This is a genomic window from Bradyrhizobium sp. ISRA436, assembly GCF_029910015.1.
Lineage (GTDB): Bacteria > Pseudomonadota > Alphaproteobacteria > Rhizobiales > Xanthobacteraceae > Bradyrhizobium.
Genome location: NZ_CP094519.1, coordinates 4,539,004 through 4,564,802 on the forward strand (window position 1 = coordinate 4,539,004; position 25,799 = coordinate 4,564,802).

Genomic DNA, 25,799 nt, shown 5'->3' on the forward strand with positions numbered 1-25,799 from the left:
TGTTAGGTCACAAAGCCCAGTTGGCGATCCACTCGCCGCGCCTGCTCCGACCGCTTCTCGGGTGGGCCCCATCCGCCGCCGCCGGCCGAACGCACCTCGAACACGTCGCCCGGCAAGACCTCGATGCCGATCTCCTTGGTCCGCAGCTCGCGCGGCGGACGACCGGGAGAAACCAGGCTGTAGCGATGCGGAGTGCCGTCACTGCCGCCGAGAAGGCCGCAAGACCCATGGCGGACCCCCTCGCCGGCCGTGTTGGCGATGGCCGGCTTCTCGGTTTTTACCTCTAGGTCGAGCGCGACCCCCAGGCCGCCGCGAAATTGACCGTCGCCGCCGGAATTCGCGAGAAATTCGTGATGGCGAAACAGAAGCGGGAAGCGTGCTTCGGCGACTTCGATGCTGCCGAACTTTATGCCGCCGACCGAGTGCCATTCTCCGATTGAGGACCAGCCATCACCAGCGGACGACGCACCGCCGCCCGGACGAGCCTGAAACATGTGCCAGATGAACTGGCGGCCGGTCCGCGGATTCTCGCCCTGGATCGCGATTCGGAAGCGACGGCCCCAGCCTGCCATTGCCCGGTCTGGACAGCACTGGGACATCGCTTTCACGACCGCTTCGATGATCTCGTTCGAGGGATGGCTCGTGCAGAAGCTCACCGGCAGTCCAGGATCGGACCATACCACCGTCCCCTTCTTGGCTGTCACCGTCAGCGGGCGCAACGCTCCCGCATTCTTTGGAATGTCGGCGTCGATCAGATAGGCAAACGCCATCACGACCGCCGCCTGCATATTCGCATGTGAGGAATTGACGAAGCTTGAGGTCTGCGGATCCGACTCCGACAAATCGATTTCAATATCGGACCCGTTCTTTGTGACGTTTGCCACGATTCTGATGTCTTCGCGGCCACGGCCGTCATCATCGAGGAACGCCTCGCCATGGAAGACTCCGTCCTTCCACGTCGATACGATCTGGCGTGTCCGCCGCTCGGCGGAATCCAGGATCATCTCAATAGCCTCTTCGACCACAGCGGAGCCGAGCTCGCCGAACAGGCGCGACAGCCGACGCTCACCGAGATGGGCGGCGCCGATCATCGCGGCGAAATCGCCGTGGAAATCGCGCGGATTGCGCACGTTGAGCGCCAGCATATCGATGATGTCGTCGCGGCGTTTCCCGGCCTCGTGGATCCTGATCGGCGGTACGCGTATGCCTTCCTGCCAGATCTCGCTGGCGTGCGGATTGTAGCCACCGTAGGTGGCGCCACCGACGTCGCTCAGATGCGCACGCACGATCGCCCAGAACAACCGTCGCCCGCGACCGAAGATCGGGACGAAGATCGTCATGTCCTGCAAGTGGCTGCCGCCGTGATAGGGATCGTTCAACAGGATGACGTCACCCGGCGCGATGTCGTCAAACCGCTCTTCGACGGCACGCGTTGCCCAAGGCAGGGCGCCGACGTGGATCGGGATATGGTCTGCCTGTGCGATCAGGCGCGCGTTCGTGTCACAGATGGCAATCGAGAAGTCTCGGCTCGAATTGAGGATCTGGGAATAGGACGTCCGCAGCATCGCTTCGCCCATCTCGGTGACTATCGAGGTGAGACGGTGCTGAACCACGGATCGGGTGATGGGATCGACACTTGGCGTCATCGCTAACCTTGCGGACGTGTTGAGGACAATATCGGATGTGGGCATGATTGGACTGTCACGGTTGCCTTCGGCGGACGATGCTCATTTCGTTTTAGCGCCCGAGATAAGCCTCGCGGACGCGGGGATCGTTCCTCAGATCTGCGGCGCTGCCGTCCAGAACGATCCGTCCGGCCTCGAGTACATAGGCGCGATCGGCCACTGCGAGCGCCAGAACGGTATTCTGCTCCACCACCAAAATCGTCAGGCCCGCACTTGCTATGACCCTCACGCGCTCATAGACCTCCTCGGCGAGCCGCGGAGCCAGTCCGAGAGAAGGCTCATCCAGCAGCAACAACCGGGGACGCGCCATTAGCGCCCGTCCGATTGCAAGCATTTGCTGCTCCCCGCCGGACAGCGACCAGCCGAGCTGATTGCGGCGCTCCTTCAAGCGTGGAAAGAGTTGAAAGACACGGTCGAGGTCGTCTGCACAGGACTGCCGCAATCCCTTCCAGCTCGCGGTCGCGACAACGAGATTTTCCTCAACCGTCAATCCCGGAAAGATGCGTCGGCCCTCCGGCGCGTGAGCAATGCCGAGCGCCACGCGACGATCGCTCGACAGTCGCACGATCGAGGCACCATCGAATTGGATGTCGCCACTGCGTACCTTGTTCAGTCCGGAGATCGTGTGCAGGAGCGTGGTTTTTCCAGCTCCGTTCGTACCGATCAGCGCGACCGTCTCGCCGGCGCGAACCTGCATGTTGACGCCGCCAACGGCTATAACGTCGCCATGGGCAATGGTCAGGTTGTTACACGCGAGCATGAACGTATCCCTCGCCGAGATATGCCGCTAGCACCGCAGGATTGGACTGGACCTCCGCGGGTGTTCCGTCTGCGATTTTCGAGCCGAAGTTCAGCACCACAATGCGTTCGGCCAGCCTCATGACCATGCCCATGTTGTGTTCGATCAAGACGATCGCCAGCTGGTGCTTGTCACGTAGGTGAGACAGACGCTCAACGAGTTGTTCGACTTCGGCTGAATTCAGACCAGCCGCCGGTTCGTCCAGCAGCAATATTCTCGGGTTGCAAGCAATGGCGCGGGCAAGTTCCACCATCCGGCGACGCCCGTAGGAAAGCGTCTTGATCGTATGGTCAGCGATGTCGGCAAGCCCCGTCTGCTCGATGATCCGCATCGCGCCTTCACGTAGCGCTCTCTCGCCCAGCGTCGGATCAATCGCCGCGCCGACCATCACGTTCTCAAGCACTGTGAGGCGTGAAAACGTCCGCCCGTGCTGGAATGTCCTGCCCAATCCGGCTCTAATGCGCCTGTTGGTCACCAGGCGCGTAACATCGCTACCTGCGAGAACGACGGAACCGGAATCAGGCACGACGAGGCCGGTCAGCACGTTGAGCAGCGTGGACTTGCCGGCGCCATTAGGGCCGATGATTGCTACGAACTCTCCGGCCGATACCGTCACATCGACATTCGTCAATGCGGACAAGCCGCCATATCGTTTGCTAATGCCGCACGCATCGAGGATGGTCACGGCCGTGCCTCCGCGGGCTGCACACCATGGCGGTCGCGCGATGGCAGTCGAACGAATTTGCGAAGGCCGACCATACCGGTCGGAAGGAAGACCAGGACGACAAAGACAAGCAGCCCAAACAGCGCGAGATAGGCGCCACCCAGAAAGCGCAGCCATTCGGGAAGGAAAGTCAGCAGAAGAGCCCCCAGGATCGCGCCGACAATGGTCCCTTCTCCGCCGACGATCAGCATTGCCAGATAGTTGATCGAGTGCGCATAGGAAAAATCTTCCGGCGAGATGAACCTGACGTGGCATGCGAATAGGCATCCGGCGAATGAGGCACAGGCGGCCGACAGCGCAAACGCAATGATTTTCAGCTTGGTCGTATCGAGACCGGTCATCTCGGCGGCGAGCTCGTCATCTCTCACCGAAATCAGGGCGCGGCCATAACGCGAGCGATGCAGCAACGACGCAAGGACCGCGACGATTGCGAGGCTGACCAGCGCCAGCCACAGAAAGGATCGCTCATCCGAGATGGAATACTGCAGGATAGGAAACGAAGGGATCTGCCCGATACCGTTCGTCCCGCCGGTCACCTCGAGCCAATTCGACGCCACGATCACAAAGGAGACGTTGAGGCCAAGCGTCGCGAGCGCGAGATAGTGCCCCTTCAGCCGCAAAAGCGGCAGTCCGATTGCGATCGCAAATGTGACCGTCGCGGCCGTCGCGACGGGCATCGCGAGCCAAGGCGAAAAACCAAAGCGCGTCGTTGAGATTGCCATAATATACGCGCCCAATCCGACGAACGCGGCGTGTCCCAGCGAGATTAGTCCAACATATCCGAAGGCGATGTTGAGACCGATGACCGAGATCGCCGAGATCACCGATAGATTGAGCAGCCGCAGGTGGTATTCTGCAAGGATAAGAGACAGTGTTGCGCCAATCGCCAGAATACAGAGTGCAAGACCGAACGATCCTAGGATGCGCATCCGATCACCCCCGGTCCTGGATTCTCTCGCCGAACATCCCTTGGGGACGAACGAACAAGAAGGCAATCATGATGCCGAACGAGATGAGATCCTTGTAAGCCGACGAGATATACGAAGCGCCAAGCACTTCACTCAGCCCGACGAAGACGCCTCCGAGCACCGCGCCCGGCAGGCTGCCGAAGCCGCCGATGATCGTGGCGGCGAACGCCTTCAGCGCCACTGGATCGCCCATGTTGACGTCGGCAAACCACATCGGCCCGAGCAGCAGACCGGCGGCGCCGGCCAGCAACGCACCAAGCACCCACGACATCGCAAGCACCCGACCGACCTTCAGGCCCATCAGCCGTGCCGCCTGAGCATCCTGGGCCACTGCTCGCATGCCTATACCGAAGCTTGTACGATGCAGTAGAACCCACAGACCCCCGACCAGCAGCGCTGTCATCGCCATTGTCAGCAACGCGTGCAGGGAGATCACAGCTCCACCGAGTTCGACGGTCATGCCTTCGACGGGAGACGGAATCCGCACCGGCCAGGATCCGAAGACGAGCAGCGCCGCGTTCTGCATCGTGATGCTGATTGCGACCGTCCCAATGATCACGGTGACGGCGGGGCTGACCTTGAGAGGCCAATAGACAAGCATGAAGAACAGCGCCCCAAAAGCCGCCATGGCAAGCAGCGCAACGCCATAGGCTATCGGCCAGGGCAGCTGCGCATTCACCAGCGCCGCGACGCCGGCGAAAGTCCCGACCATCACGAACTGCCCGGCGGCGAAGTTCACGACACCCGTCGTCTCATAGACGATCACAAAGCCAATGGCGGCAAGGGCGTAGACGCCGCCGATGGCAAAGCCGTTGATCGCAAGTTGGAGTAAATCCGCCATGAATGCTCCGGTAGCAGCGGTTGCTTCGCCAAGCTCAGCTCAGCGTGACTTTCTTGACGAGCTCGAGTGCCTTGCTCCCGGCCTTCGTCCTGACGATCGCCACCTCGTGGACGCCGTTGCCGCTGCCGTCATAGGCATAGCTGTGGCCGATGCCGACCCAGCCCTTCTGCGCAATCAGCCATTTCTGTAGCGCGACCGGCTCAAGGCCAGCCTGGCGCATCGCATCGGCCATCAGGAAGGCCCCGTCATAATAGGCGAGACCATACGGATCGGGATCGTTGCCAAACTTCGCACGATATTGCTCGATGAAATCCTTCATCCTCGGACCCATTGAAGGATCGACGAGGGTGTCGAGGACACAGAATGTATTTTCGAGGTCGGCCGGCGACAGCAATTGCAACGCCGCGGTGACGTAGAGCGATGAGGAGCCGACCAAAGGCGCTTTCATGCCGAGCGCCTTGTATTGCCGGAGCACCAGCGCCCCGTCCTGCGGATAATTGAACAGAAGCACAGCCTCGGCGCCCCTGTTGCGCAGGTTAACGATCTGCGCGGAGAAGTCTTTGTCGTTCTGGCCATAGGCTTCCTTGCCGACAACGACGACCCCTTGCGCCTCGAGCGCCTTTGCCGCGCTCTGCGCCCCGCCCTGTCCGAAATCGTTCTGGATGTAGAGAATTCCCACCTTCTTGGCGCTGACGACGGTCGTCACGCATGCGACCATTCCGGCCGCCGCCACACTGTCCGCGGGCCGCAGACGAAACATCCATTGATTGCCGCTTTCCGCGATTGCATCGGCACCGCCGGCATACATTGCCGGCACCCGAACCTCCTTTACTTCCGGCGACACCGCGAGGTTCTGCGTCGAATAGCTCGAGAGAAAAAAGAAAGCGGGTCTCGTCTCCTGCGCAAGCTTCACAAAAGCATTGACTGCCGTGCTGTTCGAACCCTGCGTGTCCTCGAATACGATCTTGATCCTGCGGCCATTGATGCCGCCGGCCTTGTTGATGTTCTCTTCTGCCATGCGCAGCGAGTTTAGATATTGCAGGCCCGTCAATGAGAGCGGACCCGTCATCGGAACGGTTGCCCCCACCAGGATGTCACCGCCCCCTTCGGCCCTGACGGACACGCCGGCCAGCGGCGCAACGCACAGCGCGGCCATCGATTTTAGAAAGGCCTTGCGAGTAACTTGCATCCCCATGCTCCTGTCCCGTTTTTCGGAACTTTTTTCCGAATATCGAAACGATAGACCTTGTCTTATTGCGAGTCAAGCCGCATAACAGGGCATATCGCGCACCTAGCAGAATGGCCTGGAATGCTCGCACCGCATCGTCCAGCAATGGGCCGCCGTTACCGTGTCGTTGAGAGATCGATCACTGTTGCGACCGAAAATGAACTCACCTAGTTCTGACGAAGTTGACCCTACTCCTCGCGATTAACCCAATGGCTGAAAAAGACGAATCTCCCGGACCACTGACGCGCTACTTCGATGTTCTGGAATTGATTGCCTCATTCTCCGGCGCCATCACACTTGCTGATGTCTCCTCTCTCCTTGACCTCCCCAAGACCACAGCACATCGTCTTCTAAAGGGGCTCGTTCGCTCCAACCTCGCTCAGGAAGGCGATGGCGGGCGGACCTATCAATTGGGAGAGCGCATCACTCGCTTGCTCCACGCAAGCGCCGAAGAGGGTTGGCTCGCCTCGCTTGCCACCCCGCATCTACGCGCACTGTCGGAGACTACCTCCGAGGCAAGCTTCCTGGCCCGCCTCGTCGGCTCTCGTGTTTTTGTCGTGGTGTCGCAGGCTCCGGACGTAAAATGGCGACAACTCGTTGCCGAAGGGCTCGAGATGCCTGTCAACGCTGCGGCTTCTGGCAAAGCGATTATGGCATATCAGTCAAAGGCGCTGATCGCAGAAGCACTCTCCCAGGAATTGCCGACGCCTACCGCGCTCACACACAACAGCCGGCGCTGGATCGAGAAGGAATTCGCGACAGTTCGCGAACAGGGTTACGCCACCTGCATCGGCGAGATCTACGAAGGGTCTGCCGCGCTCGCATGCCCGATCATCCTACCGGGCGGCGGCGTGTTTTACTCCGTGGCAATCAGCGGCCCGACCGATCGCGTCATGGACAAGATGCCGCAGCGACTGCTGGCCCTGCGCACGGCCGCAAGCGCGCTCGCCAAGTCGCTTTCGCTCGGCACTAATATCAGGTCACGCAGCTAGCTGAACGTCAGCCTCGCCGTTCGAGGGTGCCATCGAGATGAGCGCAAGAATTCCCTTCATTTCCTCCGAAATGATCGTCGATCCAAGCTGGATCGACCACAACGGCCACCTCAACATGGCGTACTACCACGTTCTGCTTGACCGTGCCTCTGATGAGTTCTGGCTCCAATTCGGTCTGGGTCCGCGTTATGTCGAAACCACGGGTCATTCTACGTTTGCCGCCGAATGTCACATCCGCTATCTGCAGGAAGACTACCCTGAGGGAGTCGGACGACGCATTTCGATGCGAAAGGCAAACTAAAGTCTCTTTGACCGAAAGCTGTCTTTGTCGAGCTACGCTGGGTCGCTCTCTATGTGCCCTTTCAAGATATGCGCGCGCGGCACGATCGAGCTTTGAGGCTTCGACGTCTTTTCGTAGCCAACGCCCATTCGCACCAACGGCTCCAACCGCTATCATCAAGAGTACAAAATCGTAGATTGGCGTAGAAATCGTGGCGCGCGGTAACGGTGGAGCGCTATCGCCTTTTCCCCCACACCATCCGAACCTACGATACCTCATCCAGTCCTTCGCATAAGACAGTTGGTTCTGAGGTGCCCAGCTTTACGCTCTTAAAGAGGAATATTGAAACGCCAGGAATCGCAGGTTGGGTGAAAGCGGCGCTATGTCGCGTAAAATCGAAAGGCGGTCGCATTTTCGCCGCCTGCGTACGCGCTTCGCAATAGACGCCGAATTGGAACTACCGGTCCTCATAGAAACGCCAGTGATATCCAGGGCACGAAGGTAATCAGCAGCAAGCCAACGAAGAGCCAGGCGAGATAGATCCAGATGCGGCGCATGCCGGCATCCGGCGGCACGCCGCCGATGATGCAGGCGGCATAATAGCAAAGGCCGAACGGCGGCGCGAACAGCCCGAGGCCCATCGCCAGGATCACCACCATCGCATAGTGCACCTCATTGATGCCGAACGTTGCTGCCACCGGGAACAGCAGCGGGCCGAACAGCACGATCGCCGGAATCCCCTCCAGCACGCTACCGAGCACGATGAAGGCGACCACCGAGATCAAGAGGAAACCCCAGGCGCCGCCGGGCACGCCGGCCATGCGCGCAGCCAGTTCATGCGAGAAGCCGGACTGCGCCAGCGCCCAGGCCATCGCACTCGCTGCTCCCACGATGAACAGGATCGAGCCGGAAAGCGAAGCGGTCTGCACCAACATCGGCAGCACGTTCTTCCAACTCAGGCTGCCGCGATAGATGATCAGGCCGAGCACGAGGCAATAGGCGATGCCGATCGTCGAGACTTCGGTCGCGGTCGCATAGCCCTCGACCACCGCGCTGCGGATGAGGAACGGCAGCGCCAGCGCCGGCAACGCCGCCCAGAACGTCTTCGCCATGACAGACATCGGCGCCCGTGCGACCTTGACCGCGGCATTCTCCCTGGCACCTGCCCGATAGCGAGCAACGAAAGCGAGCACGATCGCCAGCACGATTCCGGGCAGGATGCCGGCAGTGAACAGCGCGGCGATCGACACGCCGGTGACGGAGGCGATCGCGATCAGCACGATCGATGGCGGAATGGTCTCGCTCATCGCCCCGGACGCGGCCAGCAGCGATACCAGCTCGCCATCCTTCATGCCCCGCTTGCGCATCTCGGGAAACAGCACCGGCGCGATCGCCGCCATGTCGGCGGTTTTCGAGCCGGAGATGCCCGAGACCAGCAGCATCGCACCGAGCATCACATAGGACAGCCCGCCGCGGACGTGGCCGAGCACCGACGCCAGGAACGCGACCATCACCCGCGCCATGCCGGTCTGCTCGACCAACTGTCCCAGCAATACGAACAGTGGCACCGCGAGCAGGATCAGCGAGCTCATGCCTTCGTCGATCCGGCCGACGACGACGAGCAGTGGCGTCCTCGTTGTCGTGAGCAGGAAAGCCACGGTCGCAAGACAGAAGGAAAATGCGATGGGAACGCCAGCCATCACGGCGCAGCCAAGCAGGCCGACGAAGAAGATCAGCAAGTTCCAGTTGCCGAGCGGCTTCAGCGACGGCCCCGCGAGATACAGCGCACCAGCGATCGCAGCAAACAGCAGCGCAATGGCCAGCAAATCCTTCGCCGAACGCTTGACCAGCGTCAGGCAGATGCTGGCTAGCGCGATGATACAGCCGACTGGGATCGCCGCAGCGCGGACCATGCCCGACCAGCCGAGCGCTGGCGTCTCAACGAAAGCCTGGTCCTCCACATAGTCCAGTGCGGGATGCAGGATGATCGCAAGGAACAGCGCGACGGCGCCGGCAGCAAGCGTCGAGGAGAAGGCCTCGGCGCGCGGCGACAGATACGACGTGAAGAAGGTGAGCCGCATATGCGCCGAGCGCTGCACGGCGATCGCGCTGCCCAGCATCGCCAGCCACAGGAACAGGATTGACGCGAGCTCGTCCGACCAGATGATCGGCCGGTGGAAGATGCCGCGCGCGACGATACCGGCGAACAGGATGATGACCTCGGCGACCACCGCGATCGCGGCCGGGATCTCGACCAGCCAGCGCAGCACCTGCTCCAGCCAGCGTCCCCGCAAGGAAGCTGCATCGCCGAGCGCCACCGTCTCCGACATGCCGATGGCCGCGCTCATGCCAGCGCCCCGGCCGCGGCCTCCAGAATCTTCCAATTGTCTTCGCCGAATTTGCCGCGCCATTCCTTGTAGAAGCCGGCGGCGGAGAGACCCTTGCGGAACGCCTCCTTGTCCGATGCTTCGAAGGTGATGCCCTTGACAATCAGTTGGTCCTTCAGCGTCAGATTGAGCTTTGTCGTGTCAGCGCGCTGCTCCATCGCAGCCTGGTCGAATTCCCTGCGAACCAGCGCCTGAAGATCGTCGGGCAGCGCCTTCACCGAGCGGCGGTTGCCAAGGATGAAGAACGGATCCCAGATGTGGTTGGTCTCGGAGATGTACTTCTGCACCTCGTAGATCTTGCCGGCCTCGATGGTCACGAGGCCATTCTCCTGTCCGTCGACCAGATGGGTCTGCAGCGCCGTGTACAATTCGTTGAAGTTGATCGAGGTCGGATTGGCGCCGAGCGACTTGAACAGCGAGGTGAAGATCGGCGACACCGGCACGCGGATCCGGTAACCGGCAAGATCGGCCGGCGTCTTGATCGGTTTTGCAAACGACGAGATCTGCCGGAACGTGTTGTCGGCGGGCTTGGCCATGACAAGCGCGCCGGTCTTCTCGATCTGCGCCGCGATCAGCTTGCCAAGATCGCCGTCCATCGCAGTCCAGACCTGGCTGTAGTCGGAGAAGGCGAAGCCGACATTGGCGATGCCGGCGACCGGCGCCACCGTCGACAGCACGGAGCCGGCGATATTGAGGAAATCCACTCCGCCACTGCGAATCTGCGTCAGCAGGTCGGTGTCCGAGCCGAGCTGCGAGGCCGGAAAGAACTTGATCTCCAGCCGCCCGCCACTCGCCTCCTTGATCCGCTTCACGGCCTGATCGAGCCGCGTGTTGATCGGTTGCGTCAGCGACTGGCCGGTGGCGAGCTTGTACTCGAATTCGGCCGCATGTGCCGGCCTTGTGCGGATCGCGACCAGAGGGACGGCCGCGGCAGCAACCATGAAACTGCGGCGTGATATCGTATGGCGCTTGCCCGGCATCGGTCGTTCTCCCCTGGTGCGGCGCCTTTTGGCGCGCGTGTTCATTGCCGCGTCCGCAGGACTTGCTGCGGCGGTGTCGTCAAATGGGTTGTCTGGTGAAAGGGCTCTAAGCCTTGTGTTCCTTCCCCCGGGCGGATCGGCGGCCAGCGCCGTCCTGTTTCCTCGTCAGCCCCGTCTGTCGCGGGTTGCCTTGAGGGTGAAGCCTAGATCGCTGGTCATGCGCGACAATTGAATTATATTCGTCGTCAATTTAGCTGGCCTAAAAGGTTTCCTGATGCAGATACCCTTCCGCGCCATCATCGTCTTCCATGCGGTGGCGCGCGCGGGTTCGATTTCCCGCGCGGCGGACGAATTGCGGGTGACGCCCTCGGCGGTCAGCCAGCAGATCCAGGCGCTGGAACTGCATCTCGGCACCGCGCTGACCTCGCGGATCGGGCGCAACATCACCCTGACCGAAGCCGGCGAGCGCTATTTCGAGATGATCAGCCGCGAGATCGAGCACGTCACCGACGTGACGCAGCATGTCCGCGGCATCCGCTCCGCCACCACATTGACGGTGCGCGCAGCCCCCAGCGTGTCGAGCAAATGGCTGTTGCCGCGGCTCGCGAGCTTCGTTGACGCCAACCCGGATATCGAGTTGCGGCTCGACGGCACCAATGAGCCGACCGACTTCCGCAAGGAAAATGTCGACCTCGAGATCCGCCACGGTGAAGGCAGCTGGCCCGGCCTGTTCGTCGAGAGCCTGGGCAGGGAGCGATTCTTTCCACTGTGCGCACCGTCGTCCTTTGCGGCGGGCAGTCTTTCCGCCGTCGACCTGCTCAAGCACCGGCTGATCCATTCGGTGAAATCGCAGATGCAGTGGCCGCGCTGGTTCCCGGAGGCCGGCATCGAGCCGACCGAGCGCTGGAAGCGCGTGCTGTTCGACCGCAGCCACATGGCGATCGACGCCGCCGTTGACGGGCTCGGCATCGGGCTGGAAAGCGAGCTGTTGGCCTGGCGCGAATTGCGCGACGGCCGCCTGGTCTGTCCTGTGAAGGATCCGCCGGCCATCGCGCTGACCACGCAGTGGATCGTCTGCCCGCACGGCCATCTGCGCCACCGCAAGACCCGCACCTTCCTCGACTGGCTGCGCAAGGAGCGCGACAGTTGGAACGAGCGAATAGTTTAGCGTGTCTACATCGTCGCTGCAGATAATCTGAATTGCGCTCGGATTCGCCGCTACCTAACGTTTCCCGCGAAACGGCGGATACAGCCGTCGTCCGAGGAACGTCAAGGAACAATCTCATGAATCTCCATCGCATGCTGCTGGAGCGCAAGGCTGCCGACAAACCGATTACTATTGGGCTGATTGGGGCCGGAAAGTTCGGCCTGATGTTCCTGTCGCAGGTGCGCCAGACCGACGGCATGCATCTGGTCGGCGTCGCCGACCTCAACACCGCCCGCGCCCGTTCGCAGCTCAAGCTCGGTTGCTGGCCCGAAGAGCAATATGCAGCCACCTCGATCGACGACGCGCTGAAGCACGGCCGTACCATCGTCACCGACAATGCCGACGCCCTTATCACCCATCCGGCGATCGAGGTCATCATCGAGGCGACCGGCGATCCCGGCGCCGGCATCCGCTTTGCGATAAAAGCGATCGAGAACGGCAAGCACATCGTGATGGTCAATGTCGAGGCGGATGCGGTCGCAGGCCCCATCCTGGCGCGCAAAGCGCGGCAGGCTGGCGTCGTCTACTCATTGGCCTGGGGCGACCAGCCGGCACTGATCGCCGATCACGTCGATTGGGCGCGCGCGGCCGGCTTCAAGGTCGTCGCCGCCGGCAAGGGCACGCGCTACCACCCGACCTATCACCAGTCGACGCCGGATACGGTGTGGGACATCCTCGACAAATACATGAAGATCAAAGATCGCAATTCGATCAACCCGAAGATGTTCAACTCCTTCGTCGACGGCACCAAATCGGGCATCGAGATGACCGCGGTTTGCAACGCGACCGGGCTGCATGCGCAAAGTGAAGGTCTCTCCTTTCCGCCGGCCACCCGCTTCGAGCATGCCGAAATCTGCAAGCCGAAATCCGACGGCGGCGTGCTGGAGAGACCTGGCGTCACCGAGGTCACCTCCTCGGTCTATCGCGACGGCACCGACGTGCCACAGAGCCTCGTGATGGGCACCTATGTCGTGTTCGAGACCGACAGCGCCTATTCCGAGGAGTGTTTCCGCGAATACAGCATGCTGCCGGACAAGACCGGCAAATATGCTTCGCTGTACCGGCCGATCCACATGATCGGGCTTGAGCTCGGCATCTCGGTGGCCTCCGCTGCACTGCGCAAGGAGCCGACTGGCGCGCCGATCATGTTCAATTCGGACGTCGTCGCGACCGCCAAGCGCAAGTTGAAGGCCGGCGAGATACTCGACGGCGAAGGCGGCTTCTGCGTCTGGGGCAAGCAGACCCCAGCTGAGGCCTCGCTCAAGCAGGGCTATCTCCCGCTCGGCCTGGCCCATCACGTTAAGCTCAAGACCGACATCGCGGAAAGCCAACGTTTAAAGTGGGAGGACGTGGAATATGATCCGGACAACCTCGCCGTGCGCGTGCGTCGCGAGATGGAAGCGGCCTTCCGTCAGCCGAATGCGGCAATGTGATTGAGCGGTGGTCCGCAAAGTGCGGACGGCATCTCAAAAGAAGCGGGAGCAAGGATCGCTTGCGGTCTACGACCGTCGGCGGTCCTTCGATCTCCGAAGCCACCCCAGAATATCGCGATGAACTGCTGAACCGATGCATCCACGGGGCCGCTGCGTGTGCGGGGATACTGGAGCGCGACATCTGCGAACGAGCACGTGCAAAATCGTAGGATTGGTAGCGGAGCGCTACCAATCCACACTCCAAGACCGGTTCGTTCTCAGCTGGATCAGCGGAGCCGCGCGAATGCGCGGTGAAGGAGTGACACTTTCCATCTCCGAGAACTGACGTTGCTGGTCAGCACTCGCCCGTCACCCTTCCCCGTCGAAATTTTGGTCGTGCACGTGGCCCAGCCGTAGGCGGCCCGCCCCAGTTCAGAACGCCTGCTCAAATTGGCTGTGATGAGATTTTTCTTGATCTCCCGGTGCACACGTCGTGCACACGTCGCTCTCTAACCTGTTGAAGGGTTTGAACTGTCGCTCCAATCCATCATGGGTGCAACGCTAAATCGATGCGCTAACATATTGATGTTATTTCGCTTTATCATCTTGTCTGGTTTAGCTGATTTTTGGGCCGACAGAAGCTTCAAGCTGACAGTTGAGGCATTTTCCTTTCATTTCAAGTACTTATTTGGAAGGCTTCTCAGCCCTCGAAAAGCAGTGCCCCTGCTCGGTACGGCGTTGCAGTATTCGATGAGCTCGCGCGTTATCGCCTTGGTTCGTGCCTTCTCACCGATCCCGTTTGCTCCGGCCACAAAGTAATGTGCCGGGGGTTGGCGCGATGCAGCTTCGGCGGAAGAACTTAGGGCGACCAGTAGCCCCAGAGCAAAAGCAGAGCGCATCGCATTTGCTCCAATACGCCGACAGGCTAACGGTTTCAGTTTAGCGATGTTGCAAGATGCTTTCGTGTGGATCGTTTCTTTGCATGATCGGGATTGATTTCGACTGAGGAGCGCCAAGTTCGTGACAGTCGTTACGCACGCTCAGCGCCGCTGATTACGCAGATTTTCGCCGGTCACAATAGTGTGCATGTGGGCGCCGAATATCTCGCGGCTCGCGCCGTGTCTAATAGCTCGCGACCGCGTCAAGATCAGTTTGCGCCGTGACACCTGCGAGCAGAGGTCCCAAGCCTTCGGCCACGGTGAGGTGCGCAATGACGGCATCACGCAGTTTCGCATGGGGCAATTCGGCAAGCATGGCCGTCTGTATCACAGCCATCACTTCGCCTGCCTCAGACCCGATCATCGTGAATCCCAGAATTCGATCGGTGTTCGCCGCGACAACCACCTTCATAAACCCGCCCGTTTTGTCGGTCGCCTGCGTTCGCAACACATTTCGCATCGGCAACTTTGCGACCCGCACCGCGATGCCCTGCCTCCGCGCCTCACTTTCGGAAAGACCCACACGTGCGAGCGGTGGATTCGTGAACATTACATGCGGAACGAGCCGATCAACGGTCCTACGGTTGCCGCCCGCCATGTTGTCGCGAACAATCCTGAAGTCATCGACCGAAACGTGTGTGAATTGTGGCTGCCTGGACATTCGCCGATCGCCCAGACGCGAGCAGCGGTGCTCTCAAGCCGCTCATTGACTCGGATGAAGCCGCGCGAGTCCAATGCGATGCCGGCTTTTTCCAAGCCGATGTCCGCCGTGTTCGGGATCCGACCGGCCGCAACGAGCAGATGACTGCCCCCGATCGTCCGCTCCCCGGCATCGGTCCGCACCGAGACTCTTACGGCGTCGCCAGATAGCCCGTGAATGCCAAGGGGTCTCGCATTCACCAGAATTTCCATGCCTTCGCCGCTGAGGAGCCGTCTGATTTCTTCTGCCACATCCGCATCCTCGCGTCCCATGATCTGCAAGCCCGGTTCGATAACCGTCACGCGGCTACCGAAGCGCAGATATGCCTGCGCCAGCTCGACGCCGGTGTAACCGCCGCCAAGCACGATCAGGTGTGGCGGCACCTCGTCCAACTCCAACGCCTCGATGTGGGTAAGCGGGCGCGCGTCCCGCAATCCGGGAATATCAGGAATGGCGGCATGCGAACCGACATTGACGACAACCTCCTTGCCGTCGAGCAATCGCATGCCACCGTCGTTCAGTGAAACCTCGATGGTTCTGGGAGCGACGAAGCGTCCATTGCCATAACAAGGTCGGCGCCGCTCTCCTTGTAGGCCTGCAGATGGAAGGTGATCTCACGATCGATCATGTCATGCTTACGAGCGCGAACCCTAAGCATATCGGTCCTGACACCATCCACCAGCGTGCCGCCCGCGAATCTCGACCGCATCTTTGAGCCTTTCCATTCGACGAAATCAGGCGGTTTGGGGATTGGACTGTCGATATGCCGATCGATCATTGAGACACATGGTGGTCGATTGTGGGCCACGCCCAACGAACCTCATGACGCCGTTTTCCAGTTCACGTTGCCCGAGCATGACGGACAATCGAGCTGCCAACGCTCGTGACCGAGAGATCCGGCCAACGTTGACAAATGCCGCGAGATTGGATGCCCCGGTTCTAGCCGGATTGAACAAATCGGAGCAATTCCAATAAAGCCTTGTCCCTCAAAGGCGGCCATGCTGCGTCCCTAAAGGAACGAGGCTTCTCTTGAATCGCGGGAGAGATGCAAGTGAAAGCGGTGAAGATTGTCGTCGTGCCCGGGATCTGTACCTTATTTGCGTGGACCACCCAATCGATCATGGCCGTCGAACAATTTCATCACGACAAGCGAGAGAGGGCCGCCCCCGGACAAGCTCCGACATCCAAACGTTCCCATCACGACTCTCCTCCCTGAAATTTTCAGGCTCTCGCGGGCCTTCGCCCTTATAATATCCCGCTAAGGGACAGAAAGCCCTGCCCAATTTCAATTGTCGTCTCGGCTGGCCGTGCCCCGCATCGCTCATTTGAAGGATCACATACCAAGGGCATTGTGGCGCTCGAACGTCGTGGTCTCGAATTGGAGGCCCAACTCGCGAGCGCGGCGCCACGAACCCTCCAGCTCCGCGTGCGTCGGTCGGCGGGCGATTTCCGCATATCTGTCCCGGTACTTGGCACTCGCGGGATCACAGAAATTGTCGGGATGGAACTGCTCCATCACGTTCACGGGCACTGCGGGCACGCGCGCGGCAATCCATTCCAGCACCGGATACGTGCAACACTCGACGTGATTGGGCATCACCAGATGGCGGATGGAAAATTCCTCCCCCCACTCGTCAAGCAGCGCAATGTTGCGCGTCACCGTCTCCCAGTACCATGGCGTCTTCGCCAGCATCATCGCGCAACGGCCGGGACCGAATTTGAAATCAGGGAGCCAAACGTCGGTCAGGATGCGCAGTATCTTCATGCTCTCGATCGTCATGAAGAAGTTGCTGTTCCACAGCATCGGTGAGTTGAACCTCCCGTCATAGATAGCGGCACCGGGCATCTCGTCGAACGAGAGGAAACGGTCAGCCTTCGTTTTGCGAGCGCGGGCCAGCTCGCCTTGCGTCGGGGCGTAGTTGCGCCCCAATAGCGCGATGGCGTGGACGATGGAATGCAGATGGATAACGACCTCGCCGCCTACCCAATTGATATTGTGGCAACCTTCGCGGCGCAGCGTCCACGCCATCGCCGCGAGAGTGCGCGGGTTCGTCTCGACGCCGTTGTCTTTATCGGTGCTGATGTCGCCGTTTTGGCAGAAAGCGCAGCGCATGTTGCACGAGGTGAAGAAGATCGTGCCCGAGCCTTGCGTGCCGCGATAGAACAGCTCCTCGCCGGTATGATGGAAATGCGAGCTGACCCGCGAGCCGGCGGCGAGCTTGCAGGCGCCAAACTTGGTCCCTGCCACGCGATCGATACGGCAATCCCACGGACAGAAATTGCAGTGGGTGAGCATGCGGTAGGCGAGCTCGCAACACAGCTCCAGCAGGCTTGGGCCATCCGCCGCCGGCAGCAACGGCGCGCCCGCCCTGATCGCCTGCCAGCGCGCGAGAAAAATCGGCGTCAGGTCATCGAGCTCGGCCCACAGGGCATCTTCGCTGCTTGCTGCAGGATCGAGCTGCGTGGCAATCGTGGCGGCAATACGGAACTTGGCCGGGCGTCGGTTTTCCGCAACGTCAAAGTACCACGACAGCGCGCCGCGGATCGCCGGATCATCCCAAACTCTCAGCTGGGCCAAGTCGCTCATGTGCGGCCTCGTCACCGCCCATCAACCAGGAAGGCACGGGGGTCTCCCTGCCTTGTGACTGGAACTATGCATCGCTTTATTCGGGGGCAAGCCGCCCCTCCGGATGTGTCCTACGATCACGATCTCGCTGCGGCTGGCATCGAAGGACCTATTCCAGGCGCATCGGTCGCGCTCACCACACCCGGTACTTGCTCGCATAGTGCTTGCCAAGAACCTTGCGGATCTGTTCTGTAAGACGTCCAGTTGCCCGGAGCTTGTCACGGCGCCGTTGCAGCTTCTGCCGATCCGTGGCCGTGCTCCGTTTGGTTGATTTGCCCATTGCAGTTCAACCTGTAACCGGGCCGCTCATCATTCAAGAGATAATCTCGACGGGGGTACCGACCGCAAGATCGAGGTCGCGGTCTGCCCGTCCCAGATTGACGGCAATTTCGGCGAGCCCGTTCGAATTCTCATACCAAAAGGCCACACCTGGCGGTAGATCGCCGAAAGTCCTCGCGCGTTCCAATACCCGATCGGCCGCGGCAAGCCTTGCGTCGGATGGCAAGGTGACCGCCCTCACGCCGGTCATTGCGTTGCCGAAATGATCAACGTACACGATCTCGCACAGGTCGTCCGGCCAGTCTGCGCGGCGATCTACATCCGGGTATGGCCGGCCGGGAGGTGGCTCCCCACGCGCCAGCATGGCCGCGACCGGAGCGAAGAGGTCGCGCCCGTGAAAGCTCGCCGAGAGGCGCTCCGGCTTCCAGTCGATGTGCCAGCTGCGGACCTCTCCGGCACGGCGCTGGACCAGTTCGAACAGACCGTTGCCCGGGCCAACATACCAGCGGCCGTCTGCCTCGAGAATAATGGGCGGGCGCGCCCCGCCGACGCCGGGATCGACGACGCAAAGAAAGACAGTGCCCGCCGGAAACCATGCGGCATAGCCTGCCAACAGATAGGCCGATGCCTTGGGGTTGCCAACCGGCGCGTCAGCGAACAGGTCGACAATGGATTTGCCCGGCACCATCTGGTGCAGCACCGCCTTCATCTGACCCGCATACGGGCCGTGCAACCCAAAGTCTGTGAACAGCACAATCATTTTGCCAGCTTGCCTCCGTGGTAGCCCGCTGCGCCCAGAAAACTCCCGGGCAGGACGGCTTGCAGATGGTATCACGCCAGCCGCCACGAAGCCCGAGAGAAGCGGGGAATACCGAAACGCGCAGCGTTCGATTACCAACGACTGCTTTCTGACGCTGCAGCGCAGTGCCTTTTCAACCAACATTAAGGAGCGGCAGGCTTCCGCCGGCTGGGTTGCTCTACAACTATATGCGTCAGAATTGAAAGCGGAAATCGGATTTCCGATTTTCGGCGCGTACGTTACGCACACGAGGGCGTGTGCCGGCGCGCGCAACTTGCATCAGAGATGCTTTCGACATTCAGGCTGGCGAGATCGGCATCAGTCGCACCCAAGCGACCGTCAGCCGCCAAATCGCTTGACCAGTTTTGAACCCTTAGCTGTCGCAATTTGCTGCTTGGTCAAGTCGCTGCCCACGCTCAAGCCTTTCGTCATGAGGTTGCTGCGCAATGCCGCCGCCTGCCTTTCGTTAGTGTAGTCTATGTCGACGTGATCAACACTCATGAGATGACCGAGTTCATGGGCCCAGGCGCGTCCATTGGCGAAGTCATCGCCATACCACTGGACAAAGCTGGCCGGCTCTGGATCGCTGTGAAGGTACGAGCCCCCGCCTGCTGGAAGATTTCGAATGGGATTGACCAGATAAATATGGACCGCATTGTCGGGATCATGGCGGAGGCTGAGGACACCCAGCATCCGCCTATCATCGTTGCGGGCGTTCTTGGCCATGTCGAGCGACTTGTCTATCAGGCAATCGTTGATCACGAACGCAATCTTGGCCTTTGACCAGATCGTATTGACTACATCCAGTGCCCTTTTGGCCGCATCGCAACTCCATTTTCCGGGCTCCAGAACACCTTTCTCAGAAAACGGCGTGATGTAAATTTTCAGCGGAATGGACATGAGGTTCTCCAAAATTGGATTTCGACTTAATCTCCATGCGTTCCGAGCAAATGGTGTTGGATAACGATCTGCAGATCAAGCTGCGGTGATCTGCTTGCTTCGGCGTGCCGCACTGACCCCACGTTTCCAATGCGATCAGACGCGATGTGAATTTCGTTGGCGCATTGGGTCGGCCCCAACCACTAGCATGGGAACCTTCGAGCGGTTCTTTTCGATCTGTCCGCGCTAGGCCTCTCGTGTGGTGGTTCCCGCCGCTTCACATGTCGCTCGCCGAAACGTGTTTTTCGAACGGCGTGCTCACGGCGCTCCCGCAGGGCCGGGCGAGAGCTGCAATCACAAGCCATATCAATGCCTTACGCCGCAACTGACAGCAACCGATGCCCCCTCATTCGAGCCCGTTGGCCGCCACAATCTTCGCTGCGGGCTTGAACATGTTCACTGCGTAGAACGACAACATGAGGAATGGATCGGGCTCGAAATTGTCGCTGTACGCGGACAGGTGGCCGCCAGTAGCGTGCGAATTGGTTTACTGAGCATTTTTTAGGGCCATCTTCGCAGGGCTACCTTTCTTCGGGCAGCTGCAGGATGTTTCGCCATGAGATTGCATAGGCACCTCCGCGTTTGTCTTCTCCTTGCTGCTTCGCTGTTCCTGGCCTCCCAGCCAGCTTGGGCGACCAAGCGCGTGGCCTTGGTGATCGGCAATTCCAGCTATCAGAACGTCCCACTGCTTCCAAACCCAGCCAACGATGCTGCCGCCATCGCCGCAACCTTGAAAGGCGCCGGCTTTGATGTGGTTGACTCGAGGCTCAACCTCGCCGCCAGCGACATGCGGCGGGCACTGAGAGATTTTGCCGATCAAGCACGGGATGCCGACATTGCCCTGGTTTACTATGCAGGTCACGGTATCGAGATCGACGGGACGAACTATCTGATCCCGACAGACGCGAAACTTGAACGCGACACCGATATCTATGACGAGGCGTTCTCGCTCGACCGTGTCTTGCTGGCGATCGAGCCTGCGCGGCAGCTGCGTGTTGTGATCGTGGACGCGTGCCGCAACAATCCCTTTGCCGACACGATGAAACGAACGGTAGCATCGAGATCAATCAGCCGCGGGCTGGCCAGGGTCGAACCCACTGTGTCCAACACACTGATCGCATTCGCGGCGAAGGCCGGATTGACGGCGCTCGATGGCAACAGCAAGAATAGTCCTTACGCGACGGCTCTCGTGAAATATATCGCAAAGCCGGGACTCGACTTGCGCAGGGCTTTCGGCTTCGTCCGCGACGATGTCTTGCAAGCCACGGGCAACCGACAGGAGCCCTACGTCTACGGCTCGCTGGGCGGCGAGGACGTTGCGCTGGTACCTGCTCCCAAGGCAGAGGAGCCGACGCAAGCGGCCACCCCCCAGTCGGAGGTTCGTCGTGATTACGAGTTGGCCTTGCAGCTGCGCAACAAGGCCGCCTTGAACGCGTTCCTGGCCCAACATCCGGACGGGTACTACGCTGATCTGGCCAAGCTGCAGCTTAACCAACTCGAAGCCGAGGATGCACGCGTCGCAGCGATCGAGAAGGCGCGGCAGGCCGAACAGCAGCAAGCGCGGCTGACGTCCCAGGGCGCCCAGCGCGCCGACCAGGAGAAGGCGGCTGCGGAGCTCAAGGCGGCGGAAGACGCCCGCATTGCCGCCGAGAAGACAAAGCAGGCGGCGCAGGAACAGGCGGCCGAGGCCGAACGGAAGCGAACTGCATCCGAAACCGCAATAGCGGCTGCGCTCTCCGGGAATAAGCCGGCTGTTGAGAATACCGTCGCGGGCAATCCCGAGGCTGTCGCGCCCGTCCAAGCTGACAATGCCTCCAAGGTCGCCGCGCTGAGCCAGGAGCCGCGCCAGACCGATATCGACAAGACCGATATCGCCAAGTCCGTACAGAGCGAACTCAGTCGCGTCGGCTGTTTCACCGGTGCCATCGACGGCCAATGGAATGCGGCTTCGCAGCGCTCGTTGGCCCTCTTCAACCGGCACGCGGGAACCAAGTTTGACGCCAAGCTTGCAAGTCTTGATGCGCTTGACGCAATCAAGCTCAAGCCGTCGCGGGTCTGTCCGCTGATCTGTGATCATGGCTACAAGGCTGACGGCGACCAGTGCAGGAAGATCACTTGTGCCGAGGGCTCGTTCCTCAACGACGACAATGAATGCGAGAAGCGGCGCGGGAAGAAGCCGGTTGCAAAGCGAAATACGGACGAGCGTCCGTCACGTGCGGATCGTCCGGCCCGCGAAAGGCCACAGCCGACAGTGGACGTTCCACGGCGACAAGCGACTGCGAGGTCCGGCGGCAGCAGCGGTCAGATCGTCTGTGATCAATATCTGTGCCGACAGGTCAGGAGCGGCTGTCACCTCGAGTACCGTGGCGGCGGCGGTCCCGGCGGCAACACCGGTAATGTCGAGGTCTGCCACTAGAGCACGGCGCGGCGCCGCCACGGCATCATCCGGAGCCATCGGATCGGTATCGAGAAATGGCCGACGGCCGAGCACGACTGACGTGGCCGAAGCGGAGCAACCTGCGTGGTGGCATGTGAGCTTGAGCAGAAGGACGTCCACGCCTTTCCGGGAGTGACGCTCTTCACGAAGCGCCAGGCGCCCGGCATGAAGCCGACGGCAGTTTATCTTCCGCCAAAACACGTAACGGTCGCCACCAAGTTCGATGTCGTGATCTGGCTGCACGGCTTCTACGTCAAAGACCATGAATTCCTGTTCCACAACGATCCCGCGCGATTGCGCGAACAAGTCCGCGATTCCGGCAAGGACGTGGTGCTCATCGCGCCATTCCTGGGCTACGAATATGCCGTCGGCGACAGCTTTGCCGGAAACTACAGCGTCAAGGACCTCGCAAGCCCGAAATGGGGCGAACGCTACCTCGATGAGATCCTCGGGGCTCTTGCAAACTTCCTGGGCGCCTCCTCCACTTCCATTCCTCAGCTCCAGATAGGCAAGCTCATCATCGCGTGCCACTCCGGCGGCGGCAACGCGATGCGCAATCTCGTCGGGAGCCTCGGAAAGTATCAGTCGAGCCTGACGGCATGCTGGGGATTTGACTGCCTCTACGGCGCCAGAGCGCAGCCCGACGATGCGATGTTCTGGTACCAGTGGCTGTCGGGACAGAGCGGCCGCGCGCTCGAGATCGTGTACGGCCCGTCAACTCTGCCGCAATCCGTGAAGCTGGACCTGATCGGACGCGGGCTCGCGACGATCGATGGCAATCGAGCTCAGCCACAGCGCCCCGCCCTCAAGAACCTCAACGTAAGCCTGGGTCACTACGACTTGTTTCCGGCGTTCGGCCAGATGGTCAGGGTCAACGATCCGGACCCGGCTTTCGTGGATCGGTTCATGATTCCGCAGGTCGCCGACCAACCCCGGCTGCACCACAAGCCGGCGCCACAGCACGGGGAATTTCTCCAGCAAGCGATTTCCAACGTTCGCGACGCTTTTCCCTTTCCGAAGGACATTCATTACATGATCGCCCGGGGCGGCTTCTTCAGCCGTCTGAGCAAGCTGTAGCCTCACGGGGGTCACTTGATGGAATAGGACTTGACGTCGAACGACCAATTGTTCGTAACCAGCTTTCCGCTGTCCGGCACACGCAGCTCACTGGTCCAGGCCGATAAATAGCTCAACGCTTCCGCCTGCCCTTGCAGCTTGCGGGGCAAGTCGGGCAGATCGAGCAACTGCACGCGCCGCTCGCTCAGGATCGCCACCATCAGCGCAGCCCCGGTCGGCGGCGCAACGACATATTCAAATCCGCGCTGCCGCGTCGCCGGCGTCGGAATAACGAATTCGACCCCAGGCCTGACGAGATTGATGTCGCGCCCGTCCGCCTGCGCCAACAGCTCGGGAGTCGGAAAGATCTGAGACATCCGCCCTTCCGCGTCGACATCCACCAGGATGAGATATCCCCGCTTCCTGGCGGTCACGCCGAACGAAACCTTGCCGCCAACGCTGACAGTCTGACTCGGCAGTATCTCAAGGGAGATGCTTGCGGCATTGGTCTGCCCGCGTGCTGCCTGTACGGGCCAAAGCCATGGTGCGTTCGTCGTGTTCACGTGCAGCGATGCCGCTGGCAGCGGCGCTGCGGATGCAGCCCCGCTTCCCACCAGCAGCAGGAATGCGAGCCAAGATCGCTCGTGGTGGATCGGCTGCAACGTCGGCATGGCCTGCTTCTCCCCAAAAGTCAGGGAGCGCTAAAGAAGCCGATCGAGGCAATCCGTGCGTCCGCAGGCAAGTAACGGTCGAGGCTCTTGATCACCTGCCCCGAGGCACGGCGCCGATTGAGCTGCATCAGGACCCTCTCAAGATCGACCATGCGCTGCTGCGAGGTCACTGCAACAACCTGCTCCGCACCGAACGGCTCGCCCACCCTGAGTGGCAACCGCAGGCTTGCCGATCGGGCCAGCGGCGCATCCGAACCCACCGGATACAACATCTGGATGGTACCATCGCCGGACACATTGAACAGCAGGACCGCCCTTGATGCCACATCGGACAGGTCAACTTCGATCGTCTGGCCGGCGCGCTGCTGTCGATCGTCCGGCCAAATACGCATCATCTGCGGCGACCGGGTCGCCATGCGCTTGAGTTCACGGATTGCTGCAGTCCGGTCAACTACCGTCGGCAAACCGGCAAGGTCTACCCCATAGGCGACCACATCACCCCAGGCGATCACATCGTGGGATACAGGGTCCCAGATCAGGTCGGGATTGTCCGTCGGTTGAACAGCCTGCACGGTGACGTCCTTTGGCGTCAAGCTCGCAAAATAATTCGTCTTGCCGTCGAGCGCTGCCAGCCGAATCGGCGCCGCGCGGGGAACGGGTGTCGGCGCGGGGCTGGTCGGAGCTCCGCTGGTTGGAGCTGCCTTGGTCACAGCGGCAAGAGTCGGAATGGTGGGTGCCTTGGCTGTGACAGCCGACGGCGCGGGCGCCTGTCCCTCGACGGGCGTCACCGCTCCTCCAGCCTGACCAGAGGCTGCTCTCGCAGCCGGCCCTTGGATCAGCACCACACCGCGCGTGAGTTCGAAGGCAACATCGGTTTCCGGCGTCTGCGCCGGCGATGATATCGTCACGATGTTCTGGCGCTGGTCTGAGAGCTGATACACCACCTGCCGAACATTGCTGAAGAGCTCCTTGAGTGTCACCTTCCCATCGTGATTGATGTCCGCGCTGCCTTCCATCGCTCGCGCGACCGCATAGCTGAGAGCCCCGCGCAGACCATCGATGCCGGGGATCCGCACTTCCGGCGCCTTGGTGTAGCGATCAACCGCAGCCAGGAACGCGGTGTGGTCGAAATCGAACTCGGACTTCGGATCGCTGCTGTCTGATACCGGCTTCAGTTCGTCGACCAGCAACGTGTAGCGCGGCACCTGCCGGAAGCTCATCTCCGCGGCACGCGGATCGATATCGCGCACCATTCCGCCGCCGTGGCAGGTGTCGGCCACGAAGATCACCTTGGCACCGCGGAGTTCGAACTGCCGGATGAAATGATTGAACTCGCTGCCCAGAATGCGCTCAACGGACCCGCTTGGCGTGGTTTCGAAGCCCGGCAGCAGGAACACATTCTCCATCCCATCCGGTTCCGAGCCCTTGACGCGCTCCGGCTCCTGGCTGCCATGACCGGCGATCGACAGAAGGATGAGGTCGTTGTTCTTTGTCCGCTCCACCAGTGCGCTGATCTCACGGAGGACGCTTGCTCTGTCGGCTTGGGCGTTGGTCAGCTCGACGACATCGCCAACACCCATGGACTTCAAGCTGGTCACGATGTCGGTAGCGTCGGCGACCGCGCCCTTCAGTTTGCGCACGTGCTGATAGTCGTCGATGCCTATCACGAGCGCGCGCACGGCCGCCCCGTCCGGATTGCTGATCGACAGGCCTCCTGCCGCGTGCGCCTGCGGGATTGTCAGGCAGATGAACGCGGCGAGCCCGATAGTGGCGCATAGCCGCCCGATCCCGCAATCAAGTCCTCTGGGCATCCGCATCGTGACCCACCTCGACATCATGCCTACCCATTCT

22 protein-coding genes and 1 pseudogene are annotated in these 25,799 nt (G+C 60.9%); 7 read left to right on the top strand and 16 right to left on the bottom strand.

The window, feature by feature from the left end; translation table 11 throughout:
• Positions 1–2: 2 nt before the first annotated feature.
• The 6 genes from MTX23_RS21555 to MTX23_RS21580 are packed head-to-tail and all read right to left on the bottom strand — an operon-like array spanning position 3 to position 6,206.
• The gene (locus tag MTX23_RS21555; RefSeq protein WP_348637497.1) at positions 3–1,691 is read right to left on the bottom strand and encodes a hydantoinase B/oxoprolinase family protein; all 1,689 of its coding nucleotides are present in this window, start codon (positions 1,689–1,691) and stop codon (positions 3–5) included.
• A 46-nt stretch (positions 1,692–1,737) separates the two neighbouring features.
• A complete protein-coding gene (locus MTX23_RS21560; RefSeq protein WP_280972205.1) occupies positions 1,738–2,445 on the bottom strand; it encodes an ABC transporter ATP-binding protein in 708 nt (235 codons plus the stop codon).
• Positions 2,432–3,169, bottom strand: coding sequence for an ABC transporter ATP-binding protein (locus MTX23_RS21565; RefSeq protein ID WP_280972206.1), 738 nt, complete (start codon positions 3,167–3,169; stop codon positions 2,432–2,434). Before MTX23_RS21565 ends, MTX23_RS21560 begins: the two co-directional genes overlap by 14 nt.
• Positions 3,166–4,137 carry a branched-chain amino acid ABC transporter permease gene (locus MTX23_RS21570; RefSeq protein ID WP_280972207.1) on the bottom strand — a complete coding sequence of 324 codons (972 nt, stop codon included), beginning with the start codon at positions 4,135–4,137 and terminating at the stop codon, positions 3,166–3,168. The genes MTX23_RS21565 and MTX23_RS21570 overlap by 4 nt, the downstream gene beginning before the upstream one ends.
• Positions 4,138–4,141: 4 nt before the next feature.
• Positions 4,142–5,017 carry a branched-chain amino acid ABC transporter permease gene (locus MTX23_RS21575; protein WP_280972208.1) on the bottom strand — a complete coding sequence of 292 codons (876 nt, stop codon included), beginning with the start codon at positions 5,015–5,017 and terminating at the stop codon, positions 4,142–4,144.
• A gap of 34 nt (positions 5,018–5,051) precedes the next feature.
• Positions 5,052–6,206 (bottom strand): ABC transporter substrate-binding protein, encoded by a 1,155-nt coding sequence (locus MTX23_RS21580; RefSeq protein ID WP_280972209.1) that lies wholly within the window; start codon positions 6,204–6,206, stop codon positions 5,052–5,054.
• Positions 6,207–6,454: 248 nt separating this feature from the next.
• Here MTX23_RS21580 and MTX23_RS21585 point away from each other — a divergent pair, with 248 nt between their 5' ends.
• Together MTX23_RS21585 and MTX23_RS21590 are read left to right on the top strand one after the other, a co-directional pair.
• Positions 6,455–7,237, top strand: a complete 783-nt coding sequence (locus MTX23_RS21585; protein ID WP_280972210.1) for an IclR family transcriptional regulator — start codon at positions 6,455–6,457, stop codon at positions 7,235–7,237.
• Between the two features lie 37 nt (positions 7,238–7,274).
• A pseudogene (locus tag MTX23_RS21590) lies at positions 7,275–7,487 on the top strand (acyl-CoA thioesterase); the annotation flags it as partial.
• 497 nt (positions 7,488–7,984) lie between these two features.
• Here the strand turns inward: MTX23_RS21590 and MTX23_RS21595 are convergent.
• Positions 7,985–9,847, bottom strand: coding sequence for a TRAP transporter large permease subunit (locus tag MTX23_RS21595; protein WP_280978140.1), 1,863 nt, complete (start codon positions 9,845–9,847; stop codon positions 7,985–7,987).
• 14 nt (positions 9,848–9,861) lie between these two features.
• Entirely contained in the window at positions 9,862–10,884 is a 1,023-nt protein-coding gene (locus MTX23_RS21600; RefSeq protein WP_280972211.1) for a TRAP transporter substrate-binding protein, read from the bottom strand.
• A 274-nt stretch (positions 10,885–11,158) separates the two neighbouring features.
• Between MTX23_RS21600 and MTX23_RS21605 the strand changes: the two genes are divergently transcribed.
• The gene (locus MTX23_RS21605) at positions 11,159–12,052 is read left to right on the top strand and encodes a LysR substrate-binding domain-containing protein (protein WP_280972212.1); all 894 of its coding nucleotides are present in this window, start codon (positions 11,159–11,161) and stop codon (positions 12,050–12,052) included.
• Between the two features lie 116 nt (positions 12,053–12,168).
• Positions 12,169–13,524, top strand: coding sequence for a Gfo/Idh/MocA family oxidoreductase (locus MTX23_RS21610; protein WP_280972213.1), 1,356 nt, complete (start codon positions 12,169–12,171; stop codon positions 13,522–13,524).
• A gap of 1,101 nt (positions 13,525–14,625) precedes the next feature.
• Here MTX23_RS21610 and MTX23_RS21615 read toward each other — a convergent pair.
• From MTX23_RS21615 to MTX23_RS21625, 3 genes are read right to left on the bottom strand one after another with little or no spacing between them, the layout of a single operon-like run.
• Complete coding sequence (locus MTX23_RS21615) at positions 14,626–15,102, bottom strand: hypothetical protein (RefSeq protein ID WP_348637498.1); 477 nt, start codon at positions 15,100–15,102, stop codon at positions 14,626–14,628.
• Complete coding sequence (locus MTX23_RS21620; protein WP_280972215.1) at positions 14,991–15,647, bottom strand: FAD-dependent oxidoreductase; 657 nt, start codon at positions 15,645–15,647, stop codon at positions 14,991–14,993. Before MTX23_RS21620 ends, MTX23_RS21615 begins: the two co-directional genes overlap by 112 nt.
• Before the next feature lie 11 nt (positions 15,648–15,658).
• Complete coding sequence (locus MTX23_RS21625) at positions 15,659–15,919, bottom strand: hypothetical protein (RefSeq protein WP_280978354.1); 261 nt, start codon at positions 15,917–15,919, stop codon at positions 15,659–15,661.
• Here MTX23_RS21625 and MTX23_RS21630 point away from each other — a divergent pair.
• A complete protein-coding gene (locus tag MTX23_RS21630) occupies positions 15,825–16,028 on the top strand; it encodes an ATP-binding protein (RefSeq protein ID WP_280972216.1) in 204 nt (67 codons plus the stop codon). The genes MTX23_RS21625 and MTX23_RS21630 overlap by 95 nt on opposite strands.
• A 446-nt stretch (positions 16,029–16,474) precedes the next feature.
• Here MTX23_RS21630 and MTX23_RS21635 read toward each other — a convergent pair whose 3' ends face one another.
• The 3 genes from MTX23_RS21635 to MTX23_RS21645 all read right to left on the bottom strand — a co-directional run bounded on the left by MTX23_RS21635 (position 16,475) and on the right by MTX23_RS21645 (position 19,745).
• Positions 16,475–17,728 carry a radical SAM protein gene (locus tag MTX23_RS21635; protein WP_280972217.1) on the bottom strand — a complete coding sequence of 418 codons (1,254 nt, stop codon included), beginning with the start codon at positions 17,726–17,728 and terminating at the stop codon, positions 16,475–16,477.
• Between the two features lie 352 nt (positions 17,729–18,080).
• Entirely contained in the window at positions 18,081–18,806 is a 726-nt protein-coding gene (locus MTX23_RS21640; RefSeq protein WP_280972218.1) for an SAM-dependent chlorinase/fluorinase, read from the bottom strand.
• Between the two features lie 378 nt (positions 18,807–19,184).
• On the bottom strand, positions 19,185–19,745 hold the full coding sequence (locus MTX23_RS21645) for a hypothetical protein (protein ID WP_280972219.1): 561 nt from the start codon (positions 19,743–19,745) through the stop codon (positions 19,185–19,187).
• A gap of 595 nt (positions 19,746–20,340) precedes the next feature.
• On the opposite strand from MTX23_RS21645, the gene MTX23_RS21650 reads away from it, so the two are divergent.
• Together MTX23_RS21650 and MTX23_RS21655 are read left to right on the top strand one after the other, a co-directional pair.
• Positions 20,341–22,200 carry a caspase family protein gene (locus MTX23_RS21650; protein ID WP_280972220.1) on the top strand — a complete coding sequence of 620 codons (1,860 nt, stop codon included), beginning with the start codon at positions 20,341–20,343 and terminating at the stop codon, positions 22,198–22,200.
• Positions 22,201–22,386: 186 nt separating this feature from the next.
• A complete protein-coding gene (locus MTX23_RS21655; RefSeq protein ID WP_280972221.1) occupies positions 22,387–23,298 on the top strand; it encodes a hypothetical protein in 912 nt (303 codons plus the stop codon).
• 11 nt (positions 23,299–23,309) lie between these two features.
• On the opposite strand, the gene MTX23_RS21660 is transcribed toward MTX23_RS21655, so the two are convergent.
• The gene (locus MTX23_RS21660; protein WP_280972222.1) at positions 23,310–23,948 is read right to left on the bottom strand and encodes a DUF4384 domain-containing protein; all 639 of its coding nucleotides are present in this window, start codon (positions 23,946–23,948) and stop codon (positions 23,310–23,312) included.
• A gap of 20 nt (positions 23,949–23,968) precedes the next feature.
• Entirely contained in the window at positions 23,969–25,765 is a 1,797-nt protein-coding gene (locus tag MTX23_RS21665) for a caspase family protein (RefSeq protein WP_280972223.1), read from the bottom strand.
• Between the last annotated feature and the right edge of the window lie 34 nt (positions 25,766–25,799).